Raw genomic sequence first — 23,127 nt, forward strand, 5'->3', positions numbered from 1 at the left:
CGGCCCCGGCGGCGCGAAGGGGGGCGGGCGGCATGGCGGGCGGCGCGGCGACGACGTGGATCACGGTGTGGAGCACGACATGAGAAGGGCCGCGCACTGAAACAGCCCCTGGAACGAGAATCCCGTATGCGACCGGATGGACGCCGCCCGGGCGCGCTTGGTTCCACCGTACGAGTGAGAGACTTCCGGCCAGCCCGGGTCCCGGGCGGCGCGGGCATACGATCCGGACGGCCGCCGGGTCCGTCCCCTCCGTTCTGCCCGCTCCCGGTCCCCTCCATGCCTCCCGACCGGACCGGCGCGCGCCCAGGCCGTATGCGCCCCCCGACCGGGTCTCGCGGATGTGGAACAGGCCACCGCGTCGTCCTGGATCTGGACATGCCCCAAATGGCCTGTGTAGAAGTGGTGGCATTGCTGTCGATCAATGACGAGTAGTAGCGAATCGAGGCGAAACGCGCCCTTTGGCCGTCATCGCTCCACACCGGCCGTACCTGGGGGTTCCGCATGGCACGTAGCACGTCAGGAGTGGCGGCATGACCGAGTCCCACCCGTCGTCATCGACACCCTCCGAGCCGGGCGAGCCCGGCAGCGCCGGCGGGCTGACCGTCCTCGACCCACCGGGCTTCCCCGGCCCCGCCGACGCGCAGGACGGCGCGGCGGACGTCCGCACGGCACCGGCCGCCGGAGTGCAGGACCGTTTGGCCGGACGACTGTCCGATTTCGCCAGCCTGCACCGGCACACCGAACAGCTCGCCCGCGCCCGCGGCCTCGCCGCCACCCTGGACACCGTCCTCGCCTCCGGCGCCGCCCTGCTCGGCGCCCGACGCGGCGTCCTGGTCACCCGGATGCCCGGCGGCAGGCCCGGCCAGCCCGTCGGCCTCGGCCTCGACCGCGCCAGCCTCGGCGCGCTGGAGACCGTCCCGCCCGAGCAGAGCCTGCTCGCCAGGCTGCTGCGCGAACAGGACCGGCCCGAACGGCTGCACTCCCCCGACCTCGCCGAGGACCCGGCCACCGGCGCCCGGCTGCGCGAACTCGCCACCCAGCTCGGCCTCGGCGGCTGCTACGGCCTGCCGCTCGCCACCGAGGAGGACGACCCGCTCGCCGCCGCCCTCTGGTTCTACGACGAGCCCGCCGAACCCACCGAGCGCCAGCGCGAGCTCGCCCACCGCTACGCCGCGATCGCCGCCCCGCTGCTCGCCAAACAGCTGGAGGCGGACAAGGTCCGGCGCACCACCGAGGCGCTGCGCCGCGGCCTGCTGCCCGACCGGCTCCCCCAGCCCGTCGGCCTGCGGCTGGCCGCCCGGATCCTCCCGGCCGGCCTGGACCGCTCCTGCGGCAGCGACTGGTACGACGCCATCCCGCTGCCGGACGGCACCGTCGGCCTCACCGTCGGCTCCGTCTCCGGCGACGGCCCCGGCGCGGGCCCCGGCTCCGCCCCCGGCGCGGCCGCCGCAATGGGCAGGATCCGGGCCGCGCTGCGCGCCTACGCCGTCCTGGAGGGCGAGGACCCGGTGTCCGTCCTCGGCGACCTGGAACTGCTACTCAAGACCACCGAGCCGGCCCGCACCGCCACCGCCGTCTACGCCTGGGTGGAACCCGAGGAGCGCCGGATCACCCTGGCCGGCGCCGGCCACTGCCCGCCCGTCCTGGTCGGCCGGCACGGCGCCGAGTTCGTGGAGACCTCGCTCTCCGCCCCGCTCGGCATGCTGGCCTGCTGGGAGGCCCCCGGCGTCGAGCTCACCGCCGACCGCGGCGACACCCTGCTGCTCTACACCGAGGGGCTGGCCCGCCGCTGCGGCCCGACCCTGCACGCCGGCCAGGCCAACCTGCGCCGGGCCGCCGCCGACGCCCCGCGCGACGTGCGGATCGACCCGGACCGGCTCTGCGCCCACCTGCTGGCCGTCTGCCCCGACCCCGGGCCCGGACCGGCCACCGACGACCTGCTGCTGCTCGCGGCCCGCTTCGAATAGCCGCCCCGAACAGTCGCCCCGACCCCGAACGGGCGAGCGGCCGGGCGTCCGTACCATGGACGCACGGCCGCCCGCGCGTGTCGCGATCCGACACTCCCCCGAGGGGCGGCGGTACCACCCCAAGGAGGCGTTACACGTGACCGAGGACCGCACGCCCGCAGTGGCCGAGAACCCCGAAGCCGACGGCGGCGACGAGCCGCAGCAGTTCAAGGGCCGCAAGAACGGCCTGTACGGCGAGGTCTCCGACGAGCTGGCCGCCTCGATGAAGACCGGCTGGGCCGACACCGAGCTGCACGGCCTCGTCCCGGTCGCCCAGGCCCCGTACGCGGCCGAGCGCCGCGCCCGGCTCTCCGCCGCCTACCCCGGCGAGCGGCTGGTCGTCCCGGCCGGCAACCTGCGGGTGCGCTCCAACGACACCGACTACAGCTTCCGCGCCGCCAGCGAGTACGTGCACCTCACCGGCGACCAGACCGAGGACGCCGTGCTCGTCGCCGAGCCCACCGGCGACGCCGGCCACGAGTTCGCCCTCTACCTGCTGCCCCGCTCCGACCGCGAGAACGGCGAGTTCTGGCTGGACGGCTACGGCGAGCTGTGGGTCGGCCGCCGGAACAGCCTGGGCGAGCAGGAGCAGCTGCTCGGCCTGCCGGCGCGCGACGTGCGCAAGGCCGCCGAGGAACTGGCCGGGCGCACCAAGGACTCCGCGGTGCCCACCCGGATCGTCCGCGGCTACGACGCCGGCCTGGAGGACACCCTGGCCGACGTGCTGGACGCCGACCGGGACGCCGAGTTCAAGGAGTTCCTGAGCGGCCTGCGGCTGGTCAAGGACGAGTGGGAGGTCGGCGAGCTGCGCGCCGCCTGCGACGCCACCGTCAACGGCTTCACCGACGTGGTCCGCGAGCTCGGCCAGGCCGTCGCCACCTCCGAGCGCTGGATCGAGGGCACCTTCTGGCGCCGCGCCCGGGTCGAGGGCAACGACGTCGGCTACGGCACCATCGCCGCCGCCGGCCCGCACGCCACCACGCTGCACTGGGTCCGCAACGACGGCGACGTCCGCCCCGGCGAGCTGCTGCTGCTGGACGCCGGCGTCGAGACCCACACCCTCTACACCGCCGACGTCACCCGCACCCTGCCGATCGACGGCCGCTTCAACGACCTCCAGCGCAAGATCTACGACGCCGTGTACGACGCCCAGGAGGCCGGCATCGCCGCGGTGAAGCCCGGCGCCCGCTTCCGCGACTTCCACGACGCCTCGCAGCGCGTGCTCGCCGAGCGCCTGCTCGCCTGGGGCCTGCTGGACGCCTCGGCCTACGACGTCGAGAAGGTCCTGGAGCTGGGCCTCCAGCGCCGCTGGACCCTGCACGGCACCGGCCACATGCTCGGCCTCGACGTCCACGACTGCGCCCACTCGCGCCGCGAGGAGCACGCCGACGCGCTGCTGGTGCCCGGCATGGTCCTCACCGTCGAGCCCGGCCTGTACTTCCAGCAGGACGACCTGACCGTGCCGCAGGAGTACCGCGGCATCGGCGTCCGGATCGAGGACGACATCCTGGTCACCGCCGACGGCAACGAGAACCTCTCGGCCGGCCTGCCGCGCCGCGCCGACGAGGTCGAGGCCTGGATGGCCTCGCTGGCCTGAGCCACCCTCCGGGGGCCCGGCCTCCCCGTGGCGGGGAGGCCGGGCCCCCGTGTCACTTGGTGATCTTGAGCGAGACAACCTCGTTGCCGAGACCCGTGAGGGTTCCTCCCGTGTAGGGAAGGACGGCCCGCGTCATCACCCACAGTGGCCCGAGGCCGTGTCCGGCATCGATCGTCATCCGGTACTTGACCGTTCGGCTCTGCCCTGGAGCCAGGGGGAAGAGCGACTCGGGATCCGCCATCGCGTAGTCCATCGCGCTTCCTCGCGTGAGCGGCTTTTCCTTCCAGGTGGCACCGTCGAGACGCTCGAGCTTGCCCGCGTTCAGCGACACCACATCCACCGGCGTGTCCATGGGCCACTCGGTGTAGACCAAGGGCTCCACCTGGGCGAAATTCGTCGGACTGTTGTTCTTGTAGGTCACCGAGAAGGTGACGGCCGGACTTCCCGCCTTCAGCTCCTGAACGCCCGTGAAGCCGCCCACGGTGATATCGATGTCGTTCTCGTGGTACTTCACCGGTGGCGCCTGGCGGCCGCTCAGGTCGAGGGTGTTGACGATCGTCATCAGTCCGGGCTGGTAGTCGGCCTTGAGGCCGATCGCCGAGACGGACACGAAGTCCTTCGGCAGGGCCCACATCTGGGCCGTGAAGGCGTCGCCGCCGCAGTTGATCTGCCACTGCGACTTGCGTGCGGCACGGCCTGCCACGGTGGGTGTGCTCCTGGTCGGGCCGACACTGTCGATCTGTCCGTTCCTGGTGAGCGTGGGGAAATAGGACCACGCCGGGCACCAGGGCTGCGTGGACCAGCCGCTCTCGGAATCCAGGTCGGGCAGCCTCGGCCAGAGCTGCGACTCCTGGTCCGTGACCGTCAGAAGCACGCCGTGCGGCAGGCAGTCCCCGGCCGTCGCGTCCTGCGGAGCGCTCGGGCTCAGGATGCAGAGGGTGTTGGCGGAAGGATCCGGATTGACGGCCCGCCAACCTGGCGGGATCTTGAACTTGATGCCCCGGAAGGGGTAGGTCGTCCCGGCCGGCGCGGTGGTGGCCGGGGTGGTGGCGGGGGTGGTGGGCGGCGCCGTCGTCCGGGTGCCGGCCGACGTCGGGTCGGAGAGGGGGGCCCCGGTCTCCGGGTCGGCGGCGGGGCTGCCGGTGTCCGGCGAGGTGGCCGTGGGGGTCGGGGCGGCGGTCGGCTCGGGGGTCGGGCTCGGCGAGGTCGTCATGGTGGCGGCCGGTGGGGGGACGTCCTTCCTGGCCAGCGGGTCGCCGTGGAAGGTGAGCAGGCCGATCGCCAGGGAGGCGGCCAGCGCGAAGACCGGCACGGCGGTCAGGTAGACCGGGCGCAATCGCCACACCCGGCCGCGCGGCGGTTGCGCCGGGCGCAGGTCGTGCGCGGTGATCAGCGAGGCGCGGGCGTTCATCGCCTCGCGTAGCAGCCGTTCGGTCGCCGTCTCGGCCGGCCCGTCACCGTCTCGGCCTCCGCTCTCGCGGCCGGGGAGCTTGTCGGTCATCGAACCTTCTCCAGATGCTTTTCCAAGGCGTCCAGGGCCCGGCTGGCGGTGGACTTCACGGCGCCCCGGGACAGCCCCAGGGTCTCGGCGATCCGCGCCTCCGACAGGTCGGACCAGTAGCGCAGCACCAGCACCTCGCGCTGGCGGGAGGTCAGCTCCTGCATGGCCGCGAGCACCCGCCGGTGCTCGTCGTTGAGCACCGCGTGGTCCTCCGCGGAGGCGGCGTCGGGCTCGTGCGGCGGGACGTACTCGCGGGCGGTCTTCCGGCGGCGCAGCATCGACCGGGCGCCGTTGACCACCGCGGTGCGCAGGTAGCCGAGCGCGTTGTCGAGGTCGTCCAGGTGCTCGCCGTACCGCTGGTAGAGCTGGGTGAAGGCCTCCTGGACGACGTCCTCGGCCAGGTCCTGGTGGTCGACCAGGAGGACGGCCATCCGCACCAGGCCCAGCCGGTGGACGTGGTACAGGTCGGTCAGGGTGGGCCGGTCCTCCGTGGGCTTGCGCCCGCCGCGCAGCAGCCGGAAGCCGGAGCGGCGCTGCGCCGCCTGCTCGTCGCCCGGGCCGGCGGGCACCTCGCCGGCCTCCTGCGCGCCGAACAGCACGGCGACCACTCCGCGAACGGAGAAACCGCGCCCCCTCGTCGGCCCGGCGATCGGCCCGATGGCCATGGACATGCGCGTTTCCGCTTTCCCCCGGGACGGTGGCGGCTCTCGCCGGACCGTCAGGACTCCTGATCAAGATCGTGACCGGGGAGATCCTGACAGCCGCCCTCGGCCCGCCTCTCTCCGCCCCCGTACCAATGGACGTGTGGCCGGGGTGGAGGTTGCAGGTGGATCCGAGGAAGATTCCCGGCCGGCCGGAACGGCTACACTCACCGCCATCCCGCCACCCGTCAGCAGGGGGTCCGCATGACCGAGCAGCACGTCGAGGGCCCGGTCGGCACCGGGTCGGGCCCGGTGCCCGTCGTCATCGGCCCCCGCCCGGAACCGGTGCACCACGTCGCGGTGTACGCCTTCGCGGGCATGGCGCCGTTCGAACTCGGCGTGGTGGTGGAGGTGTTCGGACTGGCCCGGCCCGAACTGGGCGGCCTGCTGGCAGCGCCCTGGTACGGGCTGAAGGTGTGCGCCGACCGGCCCGGGACGGCGCTGGACGCGGTGGGCGGGTTCGCGCTGACCGCCCGGCACGGGCTGGACGAACTGGCCTCGGCCGACACGGTGGTGGTCCCCGGGGTGCCGAACGCGTTCAGCGGCGCGGTCTCCCCCGGGCTGGTCGCCGCGCTGCGGACGGCGCACGAGCGCGGCGCCCGGATCGTCTCGATCTGCTCGGGCGCCTTCGCGCTGGCCGCCGCCGGACTGCTCGACGGGCGGGAGGCAACCACCCACTGGCGGTACGCCGACCTGCTCCAGCAGCGCCACCCGGACGTGCGGGTCAACCCGGACGTGCTGTACGTCGACAACGGGAACGTGCTCACCAGCGCGGGCAGTGCCGCCGGGATCGACCTCTGCCTGCACCTGGTCCGCCGCGACCACGGCGCCAAGGTGGCCAACAGCGTGGCCCGCCGCTTCGTGGTGGCGCCGCACCGGGACGGCGGGCAGGCCCAGTTCATCGAGGCCGCCGTCCGCCCGGTCGAGGAGGAGGACGACGGGGTCGCCCGCAGCATGCAGTGGGCGATGGGCCACCTGGCGTCCCCGCTGACCATCTCGCTGCTGGCCCGCGCCGCCCGGATGTCGGACCGCTCGTACCTGCGGCACTTCACCGCCCGCAACGGCACCAGCCCGATGCGCTGGGTCGTCACCCAGCGCATCGCGGCCAGCCTGCCGTTGCTGGAGTCACCGGAGGGGACGGTGGAGGAGATCGCGGCGGCGGTCGGCTTCGAGAGCGCCGCGACCTTCCGCCACCACTTCGGCCGGGTGATGCGCACCTCCCCGACCGCCTACCGGCGCTCCTTCGGGCGCGGGGTCGCGTAGCCCCCCGGCCACGTGGCCCGGCATCCGGCATCCGGCATCCGGCATCCGGCATCCGGCGGCGACTATGCCTTCTCGTGCCGGTCCGCGTTGGCGAGGATGGCGTCGTGCAGCCACTGCGCCAGGCCCGGGGCGAGGTTCTCGTAGGTGGTGGTCCACCTCGGGTCCGAGACGTACAGCCCGGCCAGGCCGCGGTGGATGGTGAACGTGCAGTCGTAGAAGTTCTGGCAGATGTGCTGCCGGTGCGCCTCGGCGAGGTCCGTGGCGGCGGCGCCGTCGGCGGGTTCGCCGGCGGTGAGCGCCTCGACCAGGCGGGTGTTGAGGTCGGCCATCTCCGCCTGGATCCGCTGCCAGTCGGCCTTGTCGTAGCCGCCGGTGCGGCGCTGCGACTCGGCCCAGGCCGCGGTGTCGCCCCAGCGCTGTTCGGCCTCCTGCTCCCACTCCTCCTGGTAGCCCTCGCCGAAGATCTCGAACTTCTCCTCCGGGCTCAGCTGAATGCCCATTCTTCGTGCCTCCATGGCGTGTTCGACGGCTGTGGCGAGGTCCTGGAGGTGCCTGATCCGGTCGGTCAGCAGTTGGTGCTGCCGACGGAGGTGCTCGCTCGGACTGACCGAGTCGTCGTCCAGGATCGCCGCGATCTCTTCCAGGGGGAACCCGAGTTCGCGGTAGAAGAGGATCTGCTGCAACCGGTCGAGGTCGGCGTCCTGGTAGCGGCGGTAGCCGGTCCGGGTGCGGCCCGCAGGGGACAACAGGCCGATCTCGTCGTAGTGGTGCAGGGTGCGGACGGTCACCTTGGCGATCTTGGCCACGGCTCCGACCGAGTAGCCCTCGCTGCTCATCCGGGTCCTCCCTTCGTGCTGACCACCAGCCTCCGCTCTCACGCCGCGTGAGGGTCAAGCCGTCCTCGGGAGGGAGGGCCCCGGTCAGGCTCGGGCTCCGGGGCCGGGGCCGGGGCCGGGGCCGGTCAGGCTCCGGTGCCGGTCAGGCTCCGGTGCCGGTCAGCACGCGCTCGCGCCGCCGGGAGGAACGGCGCCGCCCCTCGCCGTCCGCCGGGGACCGCGGGCGGCGCGTCTGCTGGGTGGGCCAGAACAGCACGTACGCGGCGGAGACCACCACGAAGGCCAGCCGGACGAAGCCGCGGCCCGCGTCGGACGGGATGAACAGCGTCCCGCCATACAGCGCGGCCAGCGCTATCCAACTCCACCACGGGACGAGCCGCTTCTGCCCGACCGCGTCCCAGAGCAGGGTGCCGAGCAGGATCGAGGCCGTGTAGTAGGTGTAGACGCTCGGATCGAGCAGGATCCGGGCGTCCGCGCCGAGCAGCACCACGGCCGGCCAGCGGCCGCGCCAGACCGCGATGGTGCCGAGGCCGAGGCCGAGGGCGAACTGGGTCGGACGGTCCCACCAGGGGGTGGCCGGGTCGGTCACCCCGAACCAGCGCAGTGCGGAGGCCGGCTGGTTGGGGATGGTGAACTTGGCGGCGGCCAGGGTGTCCAGATTGCCCAGGTAGAACGGCAGCCAGGCGATCGCCACCAGTCCGACGAACCAGATCGCGCTGCGCAGCCAGGCGGGCCTGGGCAGCGCCAGGATCAGCGGGGCGAAGGCGATCGCCCAGGGCTTGGAGTCCACCCCCAGCGCCAGGTAGACACCGACCATGGTGGGCTTGCCGCGGGCCAGGGCGTGCGCGGCGAGGGTGGTGAAGAACAGCGCCAGGACGTCGTCCAGGTGCGCGAATCGGACCGAGACCTCGACCCACATCGGGATGAACGCCAGTCCGGCGATCAGCAGGCGCTGCTGGAGCCGGCGGTGGTTGGTGCCGGTGCCCAGGTAGTACAGGGCGGCGGTGCGACCGATCAGGACCAGCATCACCAGGCCGAGCCCGGACATCGCCGCCTCGGCGATCAGCTGGCCGGTGTGGGCCGAGAACGGGGCCGTGAGCCGGGCCACGGCCAGGCTGACCGGGCCGATCTGCAGCTCCGGGTGGTGGGCGTAGAGCGCCAGCCCGCCGTCCGGGTGGTCGCTGAAGAGCAGCTGCTCACCCTGGCGCAGGTAGTGCCAGGAGAAGCCGCCGCTGGGCTCGACCAGGAAGAACCAGAGCACCGTCCAGGCCACCAGCAGAACGTGGTGTCTGCGCAGCGGCAGCCCCGCGATCCGCCCGGTCGCCGACTCGTAGTCGGTGGCCGTCCGTGCCGTGCGTGATCCCCGCACCTGTCCCTCTCCCCGCCGGTTCCGCCCCCCTCCGGCCGGACATCCTATGTGACGGAGGTGTCCCGCCCGCGCCGCCCGGAGGTCCGTCGAACGGACGGCCGGGCGGCGCGGGCGGTTGTCAGGCGGGTACCGCCTCGGTGTAACGGCTGGAGCGTGCCTTGCGGCCGCGGTCAGCCCTGCTGGGCCGACTTGCGGCGGCGCAGCACCACGAGGGTGCCGACACCGGCGAGCAGCACGGCGCCGCCGGCCACGGCGATGGCGGTGGTGTCGTCACCGCCACCGGTCTGGGCCAGGGCCTTGTCCCCGTTGTCGGCGGCGGCCTTGGCCTTGGTGACGGCGGCCGGGGTGAGCGGCGGCGGGGTGAGGGTCGGGACGGCCACCGGGAAGTCGATCGGGCCGGCGGTGTCGCCGTTGCCGTCGACCGGGGCCGGGGCGGAGGTCGACGCGGAGGCGGAGCCGGACGGCTCGCCCGTGGTCGGGGTGGTCGGCGGGACCGACGGCGACGGCGTGGTCGGCTCGGCGCTCGGGGTGGCCGAGGTGGAGGGGGTGGCCGTGGCGGAGGTGGAGGCGGTCGGCGACGTGCTCGCGGTCGCCGAGTGGGAGGCCGTCGGCGAGGTGGAGGCGGTCGCCGAGTGGGAGGCCGTCGGCGAGGTACTCGCGGTCGGGCTGGGCTTGCCGGTGTGGCTCGGGCTGATGGTCGGGCTCGGCTTGCCGCCGCCGCCCGCCTTGATCACGAAGCCCGCGCCGCGGACGCCGTCGCAGCTGAGGTGGCCCCCGTCGACCGGCGCGTGGGTCTCGTCGTCGAGCTCGGCGGAGAACACCACCGGGACGACGCCGGCCCGGCCGAGCGGCGCCTCCGAGGTGAAGGAGACCCGGACCTTGATCGAGAAGCTCTTGCCGCGGTTCACGACGAGCAGGTCGTCGTCGGTGGGGTTGCCGTCCTGGCCGAGGCCACCGAGCAGGGTGAGGACGGACTTGTCCTTGTCCTCGCCGCCGTCGGCGGCGACCGAACCGGTCTGCCACTGGCCGCCGGGCAGCTGGTACTGGACCTTGAGGTCCTTCGCCTTGAGCGAGCCCGCCTTGTTCTTGAACTTGAGCAGCGGGAGGAAGAGGAAGTCGTGCTTCGTCGAGTTGTCGATCTTGAAGGTGAAGTCGCGGGCGTCGCCGCCGGCGATGAAGGTGCCGGGCACGCCGTTCACCGAGAGGTCGAGGCTCTGGTGGGAGGCCTTGCCGGCCGCCTGGGCGGCGGCGGACGGGGAACCGGTGGTGCCGACGGCCATGGCGCCCTGGGCGCCGGACAGCACGAGCGAGGACGCGAGCGCGGCGACGCCGGCAAGGGCAAGACTGCGACGTATGGGCAAGGGAGACCTCACGGAAGAGTCCGGGCGAGGCCCGGGGCGCGGCGGGGCGGGCGGCCGTGGACGCCTCTGACCCCTCGCGAAGCTTGAAAGTCCGACGGAGATTACCGAAGGATCCGGCCACTCCGGAAGGCGGGTGTCACGCTGGGGACCGCTCACGGGACGGGAGTGCCCGAATCGCCCAATTCCGTCCTGCGGTAAGGCTTTTGCGCTTTGCAGAAAGATGACCGGAGAGTGACGGGTACACGCCCGGGGGGCCGTATCGCACCACCTCGCGTGGCGTGAAGCGATCGGTCGTGTGAACGTCCGGCGAATGCCCGGGTGAATGTCCTGTGAGGGTCGGTGCGAACGCCTTGCGCGCGCCGGTGCGAACGCCCTGCGGACGTCCACGCGAGCGCCCGCGTCAACGTCCGCGTGAGCGCCCGCCGGAACGGGTGCGCGGGCTCAGCCCGCGAAGAAGGACTTGGCCGCGATCAGCGCCCGCTCGTCGCGCAGCACGTCCCCGGGGCGGGTGCCGTTGCCGAGCAGCGCGCCGCCCCAGCGCATCCCCATGTACTCGGCCGTCAGCCGGAGCGTGCCGATCAGCGGTTCGGCCTTGTCGTCCTCGGTGGCGAGGGCGGTGACGCCCCAGATGGTGCCGCCGCGCATCCGGGCACGGAAGTCAGCCCCTGGCTGCCGGAGCCAGGACGACCAGTGGTCGAGGTAGAGCTTCGCGCTGGTCGGCAGCGAGTACCAGTACAGCGGTGCGACGAAGACCAGGTCGGTGGCCGCCAACGTGGCGTCCAGCAAGGTCCGTTCGTGGCCGACCGGCTCGGGGTGGCGGCCTCCCTCGACGTGCCGCAGGTCCTCGAAGGGCGGCAGCGGGTGCTCGCTCAGCCGCAGCCAGCGCTGCTCCGACCCGGCCGGCAGGCTCGCCTCGGCGGCCAGCCGGGCGAGTTGCTCGGAGTTGCCGCCGGCCCGCGCACTGGCGTTGAGGAACAGAAAGGTGCGCGGCGCCTCGGCGCCCGTCGGCTGGTCGGCCATCGGGACTCCCCCGGTCGGTGGTGCGGATGAAGGTGCGAGCACCCCCCGCCCCCCGGTTGTTCCACGTCCGGCGCCCGGGAGTTCGCCCGGGAGTTCGCTCAGGCGGGCAGGCCGGCCCGGCGCCGGGCGACGGCCGCGACCGCCGCCCAGTCCTTGTCCGCGTCACCGTGGGCCAGCGCGTCCAGGAAGGCGTCCCGCAGGATGCCGCCGAACGGGAGCGGGACGTTCCGCGCGGCCCCGGCCTCCAGGGCCAGGCCGACGTCCTTGAGGCCCAGCGGCAGCCTGAACCCGGCCGGCTCGTAGCGGCGTTCGGCCACCATCGCGCCGTAGCCGGAGTAGACCGGCCCCGGGAACAGCGTGCCGGTGAACATCTCGACCAGGTCGGTCGGCCGGACGCCGTGGGCCTCAGCCAGGCTGCACGCCTCGGCCATCGACTCGATCGCGCAGGCCAGCAGGAAGTTGGTGCTGATCTTGGCGGTGTTGGCCTGTCGCGGGCTCGCACCGAAGTGCCAGGTGCGCTCCCCCATCGCGGCGAACAGCGGCTCCGCGCGGGCCAGCAGCTCCGGCGCGCCGGCGGTCAGGATGTTCAACCGGCCGGCCGCCGCGACCGGCGGACGGCCGAGGACCGGGGCGGCCAGGTAGCCGATGCCGTGCTCGGCGTGCAGTGCCTCGGCGCGCTCGGCGAGTCCGACGGAGATGCTGGCCATGTTGACGTGCAGGGTCGTCGCGGCGCCCGCGAGCAGGGCGGGGTCGAGCAGCAGCCGTTCGACCGCCTCGTCGTTGGCGAGCATGGAGACCACGGTGTCGGCGGCGTACACCTCGGCGAGTGTGCCCGCCGCCTCGGCGCCCTCGGCCACCAGGGTGGCCACCGGCTCGGGCGAGCGGTTCCAGACCCGGACGGTGTGGCCGGCCCGCAACAGGCTGCCGGCCATGCCCCGCCCCATCGCACCCAGCCCCACGAAGCCGATCGTCGCCCCGGTCATCCCGCACTCCCGTCGCCGTCACCGTCACTGTCACCGCATCTGCGGATGACTGTACGTCAGGAGACGGTGGCCTCCTGCGTACTGGACGGACTCACGCACAGGCGCGCTCCGGTAGCCGGACGCGGCCGCGCTCCAGCTCGGTGACCACCCGGCGGCTCAGCAGCTCGTACTGGGCCTGGAGCCGGCCGGGGCGGGCCGGGCGGGCGACCGGACGGCCGGGGCCGACCAGTTCGTCCGGCCCGAACTGCTCGCGGGTGAGGTCGATCTCGATGCCGGTGGCGAAGCGGTTCCACCAGTGCAGATCCGTCCGGACCCCGCCGACGTGCACCTCGCCCATCATCAGCTCGCCGCCGAGCAGGTCGTGCACCACCATCGCCGTCACCCCGCACTGTCCGCGGGCGGGATTGTCGGGACGCCAGTGGGCCAGATCCTCGGGCGCACAGGTGTCGACACCCCAGGAGGAGCGGATCGCACGTTCGATGTCGTTGAGGGTCCACGCCGTCATACCGGGAAGCCTGCCATGCACCACTGACAGCGGCACCGGCTTTTCAGAGGGCCACCCCGTGTTCTGCGGAGACCTTCTCGATCTTCACCCGAACGAGCAGTTCCCCCGGCACGCCGTTCCGGGCCCCGTACTGCTCCGCGACGTCCTCCCCCATGTACCGGGCGGCGATCCGGGTGGCCCAGGCGCGCACCTCGGCCAGGTCCTCGCTCAGCCGGGCGGTGCCCTGCACGAGAACGTACGCGAAGGGCGGCCGGTCGTCGTCCACGCAGATCATCACCCGGCCGTCGCGGGCCAGGGTGCGGCCCTTGACGGTGCCCGCACCGGTGTTGAAGACGAGCTCGTCGCCGTCCAGCAGGAACCAGACCGGCGCGACGTGCGGACGGCCGTCGGCCCGGGTGGTGGCGAGCTTGGCGGTGCGGGTGCCCTCGGAGAGGAACGCCCGCCACTGGTCATCGGTCATCGTCGGCATACCGCCCATCCTGGCCGGTCGGCCCGCCCCGCGCATCAGGGGACGGGCAACCGGCCAGGGGATCACTTCGCCAGTGCGGCGACACCCGCCTGCGCGAACTGCTCGTCCAGGTCGCCGCTCGGCGCGCCCGCGACACCGATCGCCGCGACCGGGGCGCCCTTGGACTGCACCGGGGCGCCGCCGGCCAGGAACAGCGTGCCCGGGATGTCCTTGAGGGTCGGGGCCTGGGCCAGTCGCTTGGTCAGCTCCGAGGTCGGCGCGTTCCAGGAGACCGCCGTGAACGCCTTGCGCTGCGCCGACTCCGGAGACTGCGGGCCGGCACCGTCGCCCTTGAGCAGCACCCGGGTGACACCGTCCCGGTCGACGACCGCGACCGAGACGTGCTGGCCGGCCTTGGCCGCCGCGTCCAGGGTGGCCTGGGCGGCGCGGGTCGCGGCGTCGATGGTCAGGCCGGTGCTCTGGGCGAGGTTCTTGTTCTGGGTGTCGACCTTCACCGCGGCCGGCGCGGCCGGGGTCCCTGAGGTCTCGGCGCTGGCCGAGACGGCGCCCACGGTGGCGGCGAGCGCGGCGGCGGCGAGAGTGCCGGTCAGCACCCGGGTGCGCACGGAGATCTTCTTCATGGTCCAGCTCCTCAGCGGATCGGCGAACGGGATCGGGGCCGCCGGGCGGCAGGGGGTCCGCCCGGCTCCACCCCGATCCTCCGGCCGGGGCGAGGCTCGCCACATCGACGCTCCGGCGCGACCGCGCGGGCATGATGGAGGACAGCCCCGTCAACCGATCGGCTGATGCGGGACCGGGTCGACCGGGCCACCATCGAGGGATCGGTGCAGGTCGGTGCGCCGGGCGCACCGGGCGCACCGGGCACGCGGTCGAGGCGGCCGGTGCCCGTCCGGATGCCGACCGCCCACCGAGGCGCCCAGGTGCCGATCGCCCGTCCAGCCAGGAGCCACCCGTGCAGCAGCCCCGCCCCGCCGCCGGTCACGACGCCGGCGACCCGGACGCGGGCCGCCTGGCGGTGCTGCTCGACTCCGCCTTCCTGCTGCTGCTCGCCGCCTCGCTCAGCCGCTACCTCACCCACCATCCCGGCAACCCCCGGATCCCCTGGGTGATCGGGCTCAGCATCGCCCTCGCCCTCGCCCAGCCGGCCGGCTCCTGGCTCGCGCACTGCCACCCGCCACCGCCACCGCCACCAGCGCCCGCGCCCACGCCCACGCCCACGCCCGGGGCTGAAGCTGCGCCCGGCGACCGGGTTCCGCGTCGGCGCCGGTGGCCGCTGGCCCTGGTGGTCGCGCTCTGGGTGGTGCTGGTGCTGCTCGCGCCGAGCTTCGCCTGGTGCGCCGTCCCGCTGGTCTACACCGCGCTGCGCACGCTCCCCGCGCGGGCGGCGATCCCGCTCGTGGCGGCCCTGACGCTGCTGGTGGTGATCGCCGAGCTCCGGCTGGCCGGCGGGGCGGACGCCACTCTCGTCCTGCTGCCGTTCGCGGTGGCCGCGCTCGCCACCGGCGTGTTCCTCTTCATGGACCGGCAGGACGCCCGGCAGCGCGCCCTGATCACCGACCTGGTCCGCACCCGGCGCGAACTCGCCGCCACCGAACGGCGGGAGGGCACCCACGCGGAGCGCGAGCGGCTCGCCATGGAGATCCACGACACCCTGGCCCAGGGGCTGTCCAGCCAGCAGATGCTGTTGCAGGCCGCCGAGCGCACCTGGGACACCGAGCCGACGACCGCCCGCACCCACGTCCGGACCGCCGCCGAGGTGGCGGCCCGCAACCTGGCCGAGGCCCGCCGCTTCGTCCACGACCTCGCACCGGCCGAACTCGCCGACGGCCGTCCGCTCGACCAGGCGCTGCGCGCGCTCGCCGGACGGGAGGCCGCCGAGAGCGGTCTGCCGGTCCGCTTCCACCTGGACGGCACGCCCGTCCCGCTGCCCGCCGCCGCGCAGTCCGCGCTGCTGCGGATCGCCCAGGGCGCGCTGGCCAACGTCCGGGAGCACGCCGGTGCTTCGGCCGCGGCGATCACCCTGTCCTACCTCGGCGACCAGGCCGTCCTGGACGTCGCCGACGACGGGCGGGGCTTCGACCCGGGCGCGGTCGGGTCGGCCGGCGGCCGCGGGTACGGGCTGCCCGCGATGCGCGCCCGGCTGCGGCAGTTCGGTGGCACGCTGACCGTGGAGAGCACCCCCGGCGAGGGCACCGTCGTCTCCGCCGCGATCCCCCTGGAGCACCGATGAGCGAACGAACCGGACCCGCCCCCGTCCGGCTGCTGGTCTGCGACGACCACGCGGTGGTCCGGGCCGGCCTGCTGGCGCTGCTCGCCAGCGCGGGCGACATCGAGGTGGTCGGCGAGGCGAGCACCGGGGAGGAGGCGGTCGCGCTGGCCACCGGGCTGGCGCCGCAGGTGGTGCTGATGGACCTCCAACTCGGCGACGGCATCGACGGGGTGGAGGCCACCCGGCGGATCACCGCCGCGCCGGGCGGTCCGCACGTGCTCGTGCTCACCACCTACGACACCGACGCCGACATCACCCGGGCGATCGCCGCGGGCGCCACCGGCTACCTGCTGAAGGCCGAGCGGCCGGAGGAGTTGTTCGCCGCCGTGCACGCCGCCGCCCGGGGCCGTACGGTGCTCTCGCCGCCGGTCGCCTCCCGGGTGATGGCGCAGATGCGGGCGCCCGCACCGCAGCTCACCGAGCGCGAGCAGGACATCCTCGCGCAGCTGGGGCAGGGGCTGGGCAACCGGGAGATCGCCCGGGCACTGTTCATCAGCGAGGCCACCGTGAAGACCCATCTCGGCCGGATCTACGACAAGTTGGGGGTGGACACCCGGTCCGGCGCGGTGGCCGTGGCCAAGGAGCGCCGACTGCTGCGCTGACGGGCCCTCACGTACGGCCGGGCCGTCCCGCCGGTGAACTCACTCCGCATCAGCCTGCCATAGCACCACAGGACGCATCCGCTGCGCTCAGCGCTCGCGCGGTGTCACTGCGTGCTGCCATGATGCTCGGAATGTCGGATTCCAGCGCGGCCCGCCGCACGGCCTGCCGCCCGTACCGGAGCCCGTCGCGCGCCCGTCGAAGGGTCGCCGGGCGTCCTGCCGGGCCTCAACCCGCTGGTCCAGCGCCTGGCGGGACCTTACGGACCGACCGTCACGTTTGTGGATTTTTCGTGGATCCCACTATTGACAAACCAACCACGCGGTTTGTTACCGTGATACCAACGACGTCCCCGGGGGTGGGGGCTCGCCGGGGCCTGTGCGGACCGCTCTCGCCGGAGGGTGCTGCCAGGGGGGAACGGCGGGGCTGCCGGGGAGTCGGGGGGAGCGGCAGCGCGAAGCCGCGCGACGAGGCGGTGCGGAGCGAGTCCGGGGGGACTCGCTCCGCGCCTCCCCTGCGTCCACGAACCTCCGCCGCCCCCAGCGCCTTCCGGTTCGTCCGGTTCCCCGGTTCTTCCGGCTCCCTGGTTCTTCCGCAGCCGGACAGGGCCTGGCTAGCCCATCGCGCTCCAGTACGGGCAGCACACGTTCGGCAACGGTGCCGGGCCGCGACCGCCGGCGCCCTGCAGTGACGGCAGCCGCTCCGAGCGGGCCACGCCGGGCGAGCTCGCGGTCAGTCCAGCCTCGCCCAACTCACCGAATGTCAGAGCCAGTCGATAACCGTCCAGAGTGGCGGCGGCGACTCCGGGGCGGCTCCGGCCGGCGTTCAGCGAAGTGATCGTCCAGCCTCGCCGCCGCCAGTGCCGCTCGACCGCGTCCACCAGTGCCGCCCGCCGGACCGCCGAGACGATGGTGAGGATGTCCCGCCCCCGGGTGACGTACCAGCGCAGGTCCGGGTCCCGCCCCGGCAACGGCAGCCGCGCGCCCGCTCTGGGCGCCGCCCCCTGCCAGACCGGCGCCGGCCGGACAGCGTCCAGGGTGTCCTGCAGCAGTGTCTCGCAGCGCTCGGCCGCTTCGAGCTGATCGACCGCCGGCGTCGGGCCGAGCCACCGGGCGGGCGGCACGACCGGCACACCGCCTCGGCTTCCACTCGGGAATCCGACATTCAGTTCGGCACCACCTGGCTGCACTGGTCCCCTCCACGCTCCTCCCGGCGTTCAGACCGGGCCGGGATTCCGTCACTGCTTGGACGGTGGACGTGGACGGACAGTTCCGCCTCTTACCGTTCCCACACCCTCTTCCGCACCCCTCTCGCACGCCCCTTTCGCACACCCCTCCCGAGCCCCCGCATCCCCCGCATCCCCCGCCTCCCCCGCATCCCCCGCATCCCGCAGTTCGCTCAGGCGCCGGACCTCGGTGGTGAGTTCGTCGATGCGCCGGTTCAGGGCCTGGATGCAGACCAGGGCGATGCCGTTGGCGTCGACGACGGGGATCACGCGGGTGTTCTCATGGTGGAAGTCGAAGGAGGCGTGCCAGTCCTGGGCCATCGGTCCGATGTGCCGCACCTGCTCGGGCTCCCACAGGTAGCGCCAGGTGCTGATGGGCAGGGCGACGACCGTCTCCAGCACCTGATGGCCGTTGACCGCCCCGGCCGGGGCGACCGCGGCGGTGTCAGCGGTCTCGGTGCGATCCGGGGCGGTCCGAGCCGCCTTCCCGGAGCGTCGGAACAGACCCATGCTCAGCGGCTCCAGTCGATCGGGACGCCCATCCCACCCGAGCGCCCCGCCCGCCCACGTCCGACAATCGGGACATAGGGGACCCCGCCGCCACGCTTCCCCCCATCGAGTGAAGCCCCCGCCCGGACCCGCATTCGACCGCCGCACCACCTGTACGAGCCGCCGTCCGGTCCGTCGAGAGCCGATCATCGCGAAGCCCAGGGCGAGTTGGCAGGAGCAACTGGCGATGGACCTCGGATTCGGAGGCCGGGGACGGATGTTAACGGCGGGTTTCCGACGGGAACTATGCTCACGGTCGGAAGTACGGGGGGGCCTTGAGGTAAACGACGGGCCTCCCGTGCGCCCATGGCGGGTCAAGTCGCTTTTCGGGAGCTCTTCCCGGAGTTCGAACGGCACCTGCGCTGGTACACCCAGAAGGGAGAGGAGGGACTTCTGTTCATCGGCAGGCACGGCGCCCCGTTCCGCCGCTCGACCTTCGGCCGCAAGTGGCGCAGGACCCGCAAGAAGCTGGGGCTCGACCATCTCCGCTTCTACGACCTCCGCCACACCGGCAACGTCCTCGCCGCCGTCGTCGGCATCCGCATCCGCATCCGCATCCGCATCCGCATCCGCATCCGCATCCGCCGACGATCCGCATAGAAGCTGCGAAGACGCCAAGCGGCTCCTCCCCCACCGTGATTGGAGAGGATCCGCCGCTACCTGCAAGCTAGAAACGACCGCGGATCTGCATGCCGGTTTCGCTGTCCAGGTTGTTCAGCGCGTCATAGACCTTGTGGCCAGAGTCACGGGCACCACCGGCCCAGCTGATCTTGCCCGTGTGCGTCGGCTTGGCAGCGATGCCACTCCAGTACTTCGCCTCACGCTCCCACTGGACGTTCTCCAGGAGGGCTTCCAGGGTGACACCCTCGGGCATCGGGTCGGTCGACCAGGACATGGTGCGGCTCATGGTCGCGCCGAGGCCGGCCACGACGGCAGGAGCAGTGATGGCGGTCTTGGCGTGGAACAGCTCGGCGTTCTGCTGGAGGAAGTGGCCGACCGTCTCCATGATCTCGCGCTGGACGACGGCCTGCTCGGGGCGGCTGTTGTTGCCGTCGGTGGGGATGTCCTCGTACTCGATGCCGGTCGAGGCGGCATGGATGCCGGCCTTGCCGAGCATGGCCGTGGAAATGAGCGTCCGCAGGACAGACATCGTCATCCACTCCGCGGCCTTGTCCGACACCTGGCGCTTGCCTGTGAGGATCAGGCTGGACAGCGGAGCCGTGCCCTCACCGAACGGCACGGTCAGCGACTCCATCAACTTGCGCGTCACCGTGGTGCCGAAGTCGCGGCCGTCCATGGACATGGCCAGGGACTTGTCGACCGGGACACCCTTGAGGTTTCGGTCGTGGAAGATCTGCCGGGCGGCCATGACGCTGATGCCGTGGAAGATCTCAATGGAGAGCTTCAGTTCACCGAAGTCGAAATCCTCGAGGTCGTACGCCGCCGGGTTCTTCTTGATCCGGTGCAGCGCCGTGACCTGGGTCTCTGCGTCGAGTGCGATGAGGCCGTCACGGATCGGCAGGTGCCACATACCGCTCTCGTCCCGGCTCAGCGGGCGGGGGGACCAGAGGGTGATCTGCGGCACCGACCACGCACTATCGAAGTCCCCCCGCAAGCCGGCTGCAATGTAGTCCGCGTACTCGCCGACGTTCTTGGCCTTCTTGCTGCCTGCCGTACCTATGGGCCGCTGCACCTCGGCGCGCAAGCGGGCGTAAGGGTCGGTCTCATAGCCGGCCTTCACGGCACGCTTGGCGTCCTCCTCCACCTTCGCCGGGTCATTGACGAGGTAGAGCAGGTTCTCGCCGTCGATGACGGCGTTCACCATGACGTCCTCGCGGACGACCGAGAGCTGGATGGGGAAGCCGGTGGTGACCGGCTTCGTGAACATGGTGATGGACACGGGTTCCCTCCCCTACACGAGCGCCCCTCTGACGTCTCGTCGTGTCGTTGGACGCTAGCTGGTCACTCTTTAGATCGTCAACTGCGGTGACAGAACTCCCTATTTGACTTCACCTCAGCTGGAAAATCTCGAACTGCGGTGGAGTAAAGCTCGCCACAGCAGCGACTGCGAATGATTCTTCCTTGCCAGGTCTCTATCCGCGGAAGCTGCCGACCCCGCCAAAGCGTGGTTTCCCGCCGCTTCCGCAATGCCGCACGTCAGGGACAGGACGGACCACAAGATCCGAAACGACTGGAAGCTTCGAGGGGCATAGCTCCGCCCCCGGCTCGCCTGATGCAAACCGAAGCGCCTCGCCCGGCATCCCGACCCCCAACGGGGGATCGCCGATCAGAACATTCGGCCACTACAGCCGCCGAGCCCCTCGGGGATGTCAAGCTGCCGACCGAGCCGCCACGACCGTCGCCAGCACGCTCGGGGCCACCGACTCTCCGCCCGAGATCACAGCGCACCTCACCGAAGCCCTTGGCACCACCGATCGCCACTCACGACCTCGGAAGCCAGGCCGGCGAGCCGGCTTTCGCCGCCCGCACACCGCACCGATCGACCTTCTGGAGCGGATCTGGCACGACGACCCCGAATTGGTCCAGACAACACGAAAGCCCCAGGCCGTTGACCTGGGGCTTTACTGCTGGAGCGGGCGACGAGAATCGAACTCGCGCTCTAAGCTTGGGAAGCTCATGTTCTACCATTAAACTACGCCCGCCTGATGAGCCGTCAGAGACCGCTCAATCCAGTGTCACTGTACCCCATTCGCGACTGTGGTTGCACGGCCCGCCCGGGGAGTGGCGGGGCGGGCGGGGGTGGAGGGGGGGCGTACTGTGTGGGCCGCGTACGAGTCCTCCGGCGGGTGGGTTCGGGGCGGCGAGCCACGGTGTGGAATGTCCGGAGCATCCCCTAATGTGACGCTGTCCCGGGGCGAGGTCCCGCGGGGCGCGATGAGTACGGGTGAGTACTGGGTTAGGGATGGGAAGGGGATCGATGGAGCAGCGCGCCGTCGTTCGTTGTGCCGAGGGGCACCTGTTCAGCACCACCACGTTCCCGATGCAGAACCTCGGTCCGGGCCGGCTCGGGCCCGGGCGGCTGATCCGCTGTCCGCAGTGCGGGCGGCTGAGGAGTTCGGTGCTGGCCGACGTGCGGGAGCTGTCGGCGCCGCAGCTGGACCGGGCGCTGCGGCTGGAGGCCGCGGAGTTCCTGGCCTGACGGTCGACGCGAGGACGGAACGGGCCCCGGGCGGATTCGTCCGGGGCCCTGTCGTGCACGTAACCTCGAAGCGTGCTGCTCTCTGACAAGGACATCCGGACCGAAATCGACCTGGGCCGGGTCGTCGTCGACCCGTTCGACCCGGCGATGATCCAGCCGTCGAGCATCGACGTGCGCCTCGACCGCTTCTTCCGCGTGTTCGAGAACCACCGCTACCCGCACATCGACCCCTCCGAGGAGCAGCCGGACCTGACCCGGCTGGTGGAGCCCGAGGGCGACGACGCGTTCATCCTGCACCCGGGCGAGTTCGTGCTGGCCTCGACGTACGAGGTCATCTCGCTGCCCGACGACGTGGCGTCCCGGCTGGAGGGCAAGTCGAGTCTGGGCCGGCTGGGCCTGCTGACGCACTCGACGGCCGGCTTCATCGACCCCGGTTTCAACGGTCACGTGACGCTGGAGCTGTCGAACGTCGCGACGCTGCCGATCAAGCTGTACCCGGGGATGAAGATCGGGCAGCTCTGTCTGTTCCGGCTCTCCTCGCCGTCGGAGCACCCGTACGGCTCGGAGCGGTACGGCTCGCGCTACCAGGGCCAGCGCGGCCCGACGCCGTCCCGTTCGTTCCTGAACTTCCACCGCACCGACGTCTGATCCGGGCGGAGCGCACGCAGTACGGGCGGCCGACCCTCGCCGATGACGGACGAGGGGCGGCCGCCCGTCGCGTTTCCCGGGTGCTCAGGCCCGCTTGGGGCGGGTGATGGCGACCAGTTCGGTGCCGTCCTCGGAGAGCCGCAGTTCGGTGCGGAGTTCGGCGAGTTCGCCGAGGTGGTGCAGGTGGGTGCCGCCGCAGAAGATCTGCGCGCCGCCCTCGGGCAGCTCGCAGTGCCACTGGCGGCGGGCGGTGAGCTCGGGGCCGGGGACCTCGATGCGGACCGGGGCGTCGGCGGCGACCCAGGCGGCGAGCCGGGCGTTGACGGCCTCGGTGAGGGCGGGCAAGGCGTCCGCGAGAGCGGGGAGCTCGTCGGTGGCGTCCGCCGTGAAGCCCTTCTTCTTCAGCGACTTGCCGAGCCGGTAGGTGTCGGTGCTGGCCTCGGTGTCCATCACCGAGGTGGCCATCGCGAGGCTGTCGAAGTCGGGGTGGCCGAGGGCGTCGGAGCGGCCCGGGTCCTTGCGCCAGCGCGGCGCGAGGGCCTCGTTGAGGGCGAGGGCGAGCAGGTGGCAGCCGCTGTGCGAGGCGCTGAGGGCGGCCCGGCGGTCGGCGTCGACGGCGAGGACGGCGGTGCGCCCGACGAGGTCGCCGGGGTCGGTGTCGACGACGTGCAGGACCAGCCAGGACCACTCCTCGTCGCCGCGCCGGACCGGGATGTCGGCGCCGGCCAGCGGCGTTCCGCCGTCCGGGCCGACGGCGCCGGTGAGGCAGTCGACGACGGCCAGCTCGGTGCCGTCGACGGTGAGGGTGCCGAGGTCCGCGGGCTGGTCGGGCCAGGTGTGGTCGAGCGGGTGGAACGGGGTGGCCCCGGTCACGACGGCGTGCCGACCGTCCCCCAGCGGGTGCACCGCGATCACCGTCGACTCGCCGGTCACCGCCCCGGCCGGGAAGCTGACGTGCGTGGTGGGGAGGGTCATTCCTGGCTCCGGTGACGTGGAACGGGTGAGGGGGTGGGGGCGTGAGGGGGTGGGGGGTGAAGGCTGAGGGGGTGAAGAGGGTGGACGGGC

The 23,127-nt window shown here is 72.5% G+C and carries 21 protein-coding genes, 1 tRNA gene and 1 pseudogene; 8 read left to right on the forward strand and 15 right to left on the reverse strand.

Annotated features, from left to right (window positions below):
* The first annotated feature begins 530 nt into the window (after positions 1-530).
* The gene (locus tag AC07BF_RS08015; protein WP_478333089.1) at positions 531-1,967 is read left to right on the forward strand and encodes a PP2C family protein-serine/threonine phosphatase; all 1,437 of its coding nucleotides are present in this window, start codon (positions 531-533) and stop codon (positions 1,965-1,967) included.
* Between the two features lie 136 nt (positions 1,968-2,103).
* Complete coding sequence (locus AC07BF_RS08020) at positions 2,104-3,603, forward strand: aminopeptidase P family protein (RefSeq protein WP_363579787.1); 1,500 nt, start codon at positions 2,104-2,106, stop codon at positions 3,601-3,603.
* Positions 3,604-3,655: 52 nt separating this feature from the next.
* Here AC07BF_RS08020 and AC07BF_RS08025 read toward each other — a convergent pair whose 3' ends face one another.
* On the reverse strand, positions 3,656-5,104 hold the full coding sequence (locus AC07BF_RS08025) for a hypothetical protein (protein WP_400804091.1): 1,449 nt from the start codon (positions 5,102-5,104) through the stop codon (positions 3,656-3,658).
* Positions 5,101-5,775, reverse strand: coding sequence for an RNA polymerase sigma factor (locus tag AC07BF_RS08030; protein ID WP_400804094.1), 675 nt, complete (start codon positions 5,773-5,775; stop codon positions 5,101-5,103). Before AC07BF_RS08030 ends, AC07BF_RS08025 begins: the two co-directional genes overlap by 4 nt.
* A 234-nt stretch (positions 5,776-6,009) precedes the next feature.
* Between AC07BF_RS08030 and AC07BF_RS08035 the strand changes: the two genes are divergently transcribed.
* Complete coding sequence (locus AC07BF_RS08035) at positions 6,010-7,068, forward strand: helix-turn-helix domain-containing protein (protein ID WP_400804097.1); 1,059 nt, start codon at positions 6,010-6,012, stop codon at positions 7,066-7,068.
* Between the two features lie 62 nt (positions 7,069-7,130).
* Here the strand turns inward: AC07BF_RS08035 and AC07BF_RS08040 are convergent, their stop codons facing one another.
* The 8 genes from AC07BF_RS08040 to AC07BF_RS08075 form a co-directional block, all read right to left on the reverse strand.
* Positions 7,131-7,904 carry a MerR family transcriptional regulator gene (locus AC07BF_RS08040; protein ID WP_363579791.1) on the reverse strand — a complete coding sequence of 258 codons (774 nt, stop codon included), beginning with the start codon at positions 7,902-7,904 and terminating at the stop codon, positions 7,131-7,133.
* Positions 7,905-8,046: 142 nt separating this feature from the next.
* Positions 8,047-9,273 (reverse strand): hypothetical protein, encoded by a 1,227-nt coding sequence (locus AC07BF_RS08045; protein ID WP_400804101.1) that lies wholly within the window; start codon positions 9,271-9,273, stop codon positions 8,047-8,049.
* Positions 9,274-9,443: 170 nt separating this feature from the next.
* On the reverse strand, positions 9,444-10,634 hold the full coding sequence (locus AC07BF_RS08050; protein WP_400804104.1) for an LPXTG cell wall anchor domain-containing protein: 1,191 nt from the start codon (positions 10,632-10,634) through the stop codon (positions 9,444-9,446).
* A 441-nt stretch (positions 10,635-11,075) separates the two neighbouring features.
* Positions 11,076-11,654 carry a flavodoxin family protein gene (locus tag AC07BF_RS08055; protein WP_363579793.1) on the reverse strand — a complete coding sequence of 193 codons (579 nt, stop codon included), beginning with the start codon at positions 11,652-11,654 and terminating at the stop codon, positions 11,076-11,078.
* A 98-nt stretch (positions 11,655-11,752) separates the two neighbouring features.
* Positions 11,753-12,637: an NAD(P)-dependent oxidoreductase gene (locus AC07BF_RS08060; RefSeq protein ID WP_363579794.1), complete on the reverse strand. Its 885-nt coding sequence runs from the start codon at positions 12,635-12,637 to the stop codon at positions 11,753-11,755.
* A gap of 91 nt (positions 12,638-12,728) precedes the next feature.
* Entirely contained in the window at positions 12,729-13,142 is a 414-nt protein-coding gene (locus AC07BF_RS08065; RefSeq protein ID WP_363579795.1) for a YunG family protein, read from the reverse strand.
* Between the two features lie 43 nt (positions 13,143-13,185).
* Positions 13,186-13,602, reverse strand: a complete 417-nt coding sequence (locus AC07BF_RS08070; protein ID WP_107453052.1) for a PPOX class F420-dependent oxidoreductase — start codon at positions 13,600-13,602, stop codon at positions 13,186-13,188.
* Between the two features lie 71 nt (positions 13,603-13,673).
* Positions 13,674-14,231 (reverse strand): GlcG/HbpS family heme-binding protein, encoded by a 558-nt coding sequence (locus AC07BF_RS08075; RefSeq protein ID WP_363579796.1) that lies wholly within the window; start codon positions 14,229-14,231, stop codon positions 13,674-13,676.
* A gap of 332 nt (positions 14,232-14,563) precedes the next feature.
* Between AC07BF_RS08075 and AC07BF_RS08080 the strand changes: the two genes are divergently transcribed.
* Positions 14,564-15,841, forward strand: coding sequence for a sensor histidine kinase (locus AC07BF_RS08080; RefSeq protein WP_478333090.1), 1,278 nt, complete (start codon positions 14,564-14,566; stop codon positions 15,839-15,841).
* Positions 15,838-16,482, forward strand: a complete 645-nt coding sequence (locus tag AC07BF_RS08085; RefSeq protein WP_363579798.1) for a response regulator transcription factor — start codon at positions 15,838-15,840, stop codon at positions 16,480-16,482. Before AC07BF_RS08080 ends, AC07BF_RS08085 begins: the two co-directional genes overlap by 4 nt.
* 611 nt (positions 16,483-17,093) lie before the next feature.
* On the opposite strand, the gene AC07BF_RS08090 is transcribed toward AC07BF_RS08085, so the two are convergent.
* Positions 17,094-17,612, reverse strand: a complete 519-nt coding sequence (locus tag AC07BF_RS08090) for a hypothetical protein (protein ID WP_363579799.1) — start codon at positions 17,610-17,612, stop codon at positions 17,094-17,096.
* 105 nt (positions 17,613-17,717) lie between these two features.
* Positions 17,718-18,215, reverse strand: a complete 498-nt coding sequence (locus AC07BF_RS08095) for a tail fiber domain-containing protein (protein ID WP_478333091.1) — start codon at positions 18,213-18,215, stop codon at positions 17,718-17,720.
* Positions 18,216-18,587: 372 nt separating this feature from the next.
* On the opposite strand from AC07BF_RS08095, the pseudogene AC07BF_RS08100 reads away from it, so the two are divergent.
* Positions 18,588-18,803 (forward strand): annotated as a pseudogene (locus AC07BF_RS08100) (tyrosine-type recombinase/integrase); the annotation flags it as partial.
* 118 nt (positions 18,804-18,921) lie between these two features.
* Here AC07BF_RS08100 and AC07BF_RS08105 read toward each other — a convergent pair.
* Both AC07BF_RS08105 and AC07BF_RS08110 read right to left on the reverse strand, forming a co-directional pair.
* The gene (locus AC07BF_RS08105) at positions 18,922-20,154 is read right to left on the reverse strand and encodes a DNA sulfur modification protein DndB (RefSeq protein WP_363579802.1); all 1,233 of its coding nucleotides are present in this window, start codon (positions 20,152-20,154) and stop codon (positions 18,922-18,924) included.
* A 689-nt stretch (positions 20,155-20,843) separates the two neighbouring features.
* Positions 20,844-20,917: transfer RNA gene (locus tag AC07BF_RS08110), tRNA-Gly, on the reverse strand.
* 275 nt (positions 20,918-21,192) lie between these two features.
* Here AC07BF_RS08110 and AC07BF_RS08115 point away from each other — a divergent pair.
* Both AC07BF_RS08115 and dcd read left to right on the forward strand, forming a co-directional pair.
* On the forward strand, positions 21,193-21,414 hold the full coding sequence (locus tag AC07BF_RS08115; RefSeq protein ID WP_079135746.1) for a hypothetical protein: 222 nt from the start codon (positions 21,193-21,195) through the stop codon (positions 21,412-21,414).
* A gap of 72 nt (positions 21,415-21,486) precedes the next feature.
* Positions 21,487-22,062 carry a dCTP deaminase gene (dcd, locus tag AC07BF_RS08120; RefSeq protein WP_363579803.1) on the forward strand — a complete coding sequence of 192 codons (576 nt, stop codon included), beginning with the start codon at positions 21,487-21,489 and terminating at the stop codon, positions 22,060-22,062.
* Positions 22,063-22,146: 84 nt separating this feature from the next.
* On the opposite strand, the gene AC07BF_RS08125 is transcribed toward dcd, so the two are convergent.
* Complete coding sequence (locus AC07BF_RS08125) at positions 22,147-23,037, reverse strand: alanyl-tRNA editing protein (RefSeq protein WP_478333092.1); 891 nt, start codon at positions 23,035-23,037, stop codon at positions 22,147-22,149.
* Positions 23,038-23,127: the final 90 nt, after the last annotated feature.

The organism is Kitasatospora sp. NPDC043950, from assembly GCF_056435345.1.

Excerpts from the sequence above, each read along its gene's own strand:
- AC07BF_RS08025 (WP_400804091.1), bottom strand. The coding sequence starts at position 5,104 with ATGACCGACAAGCTCCCCGGCCGCGAGAGCGGAGGCCGAGACGGTGAC.
- AC07BF_RS08070 (WP_107453052.1), bottom strand. The coding sequence starts at position 13,602 with ATGACCGATGACCAGTGGCGGGCGTTCCTCTCCGAGGGCACCCGCACC.
- AC07BF_RS08060 (WP_363579794.1), bottom strand. The coding sequence starts at position 12,637 with ATGACCGGGGCGACGATCGGCTTCGTGGGGCTGGGTGCGATGGGGCGG.
- AC07BF_RS08095 (WP_478333091.1), bottom strand. The coding sequence starts at position 18,215 with ATGGGTCTGTTCCGACGCTCCGGGAAGGCGGCTCGGACCGCCCCGGAT.
- AC07BF_RS08055 (WP_363579793.1), bottom strand. The coding sequence starts at position 11,654 with ATGGCCGACCAGCCGACGGGCGCCGAGGCGCCGCGCACCTTTCTGTTC.
- AC07BF_RS08030 (WP_400804094.1), bottom strand. The coding sequence starts at position 5,775 with ATGTCCATGGCCATCGGGCCGATCGCCGGGCCGACGAGGGGGCGCGGT.
- AC07BF_RS08035 (WP_400804097.1), top strand. The coding sequence starts at position 6,010 with ATGACCGAGCAGCACGTCGAGGGCCCGGTCGGCACCGGGTCGGGCCCG.
- AC07BF_RS08075 (WP_363579796.1), bottom strand. The coding sequence starts at position 14,231 with ATGAAGAAGATCTCCGTGCGCACCCGGGTGCTGACCGGCACTCTCGCC.
- AC07BF_RS08065 (WP_363579795.1), bottom strand. The coding sequence starts at position 13,142 with ATGACGGCGTGGACCCTCAACGACATCGAACGTGCGATCCGCTCCTCC.
- AC07BF_RS08015 (WP_478333089.1), top strand. The coding sequence starts at position 531 with ATGACCGAGTCCCACCCGTCGTCATCGACACCCTCCGAGCCGGGCGAG.
- AC07BF_RS08115 (WP_079135746.1), top strand. The coding sequence starts at position 21,193 with ATGGAGCAGCGCGCCGTCGTTCGTTGTGCCGAGGGGCACCTGTTCAGC.
- AC07BF_RS08125 (WP_478333092.1), bottom strand. The coding sequence starts at position 23,037 with ATGACCCTCCCCACCACGCACGTCAGCTTCCCGGCCGGGGCGGTGACC.
- AC07BF_RS08040 (WP_363579791.1), bottom strand. The coding sequence starts at position 7,904 with ATGAGCAGCGAGGGCTACTCGGTCGGAGCCGTGGCCAAGATCGCCAAG.
- AC07BF_RS08085 (WP_363579798.1), top strand. The coding sequence starts at position 15,838 with ATGAGCGAACGAACCGGACCCGCCCCCGTCCGGCTGCTGGTCTGCGAC.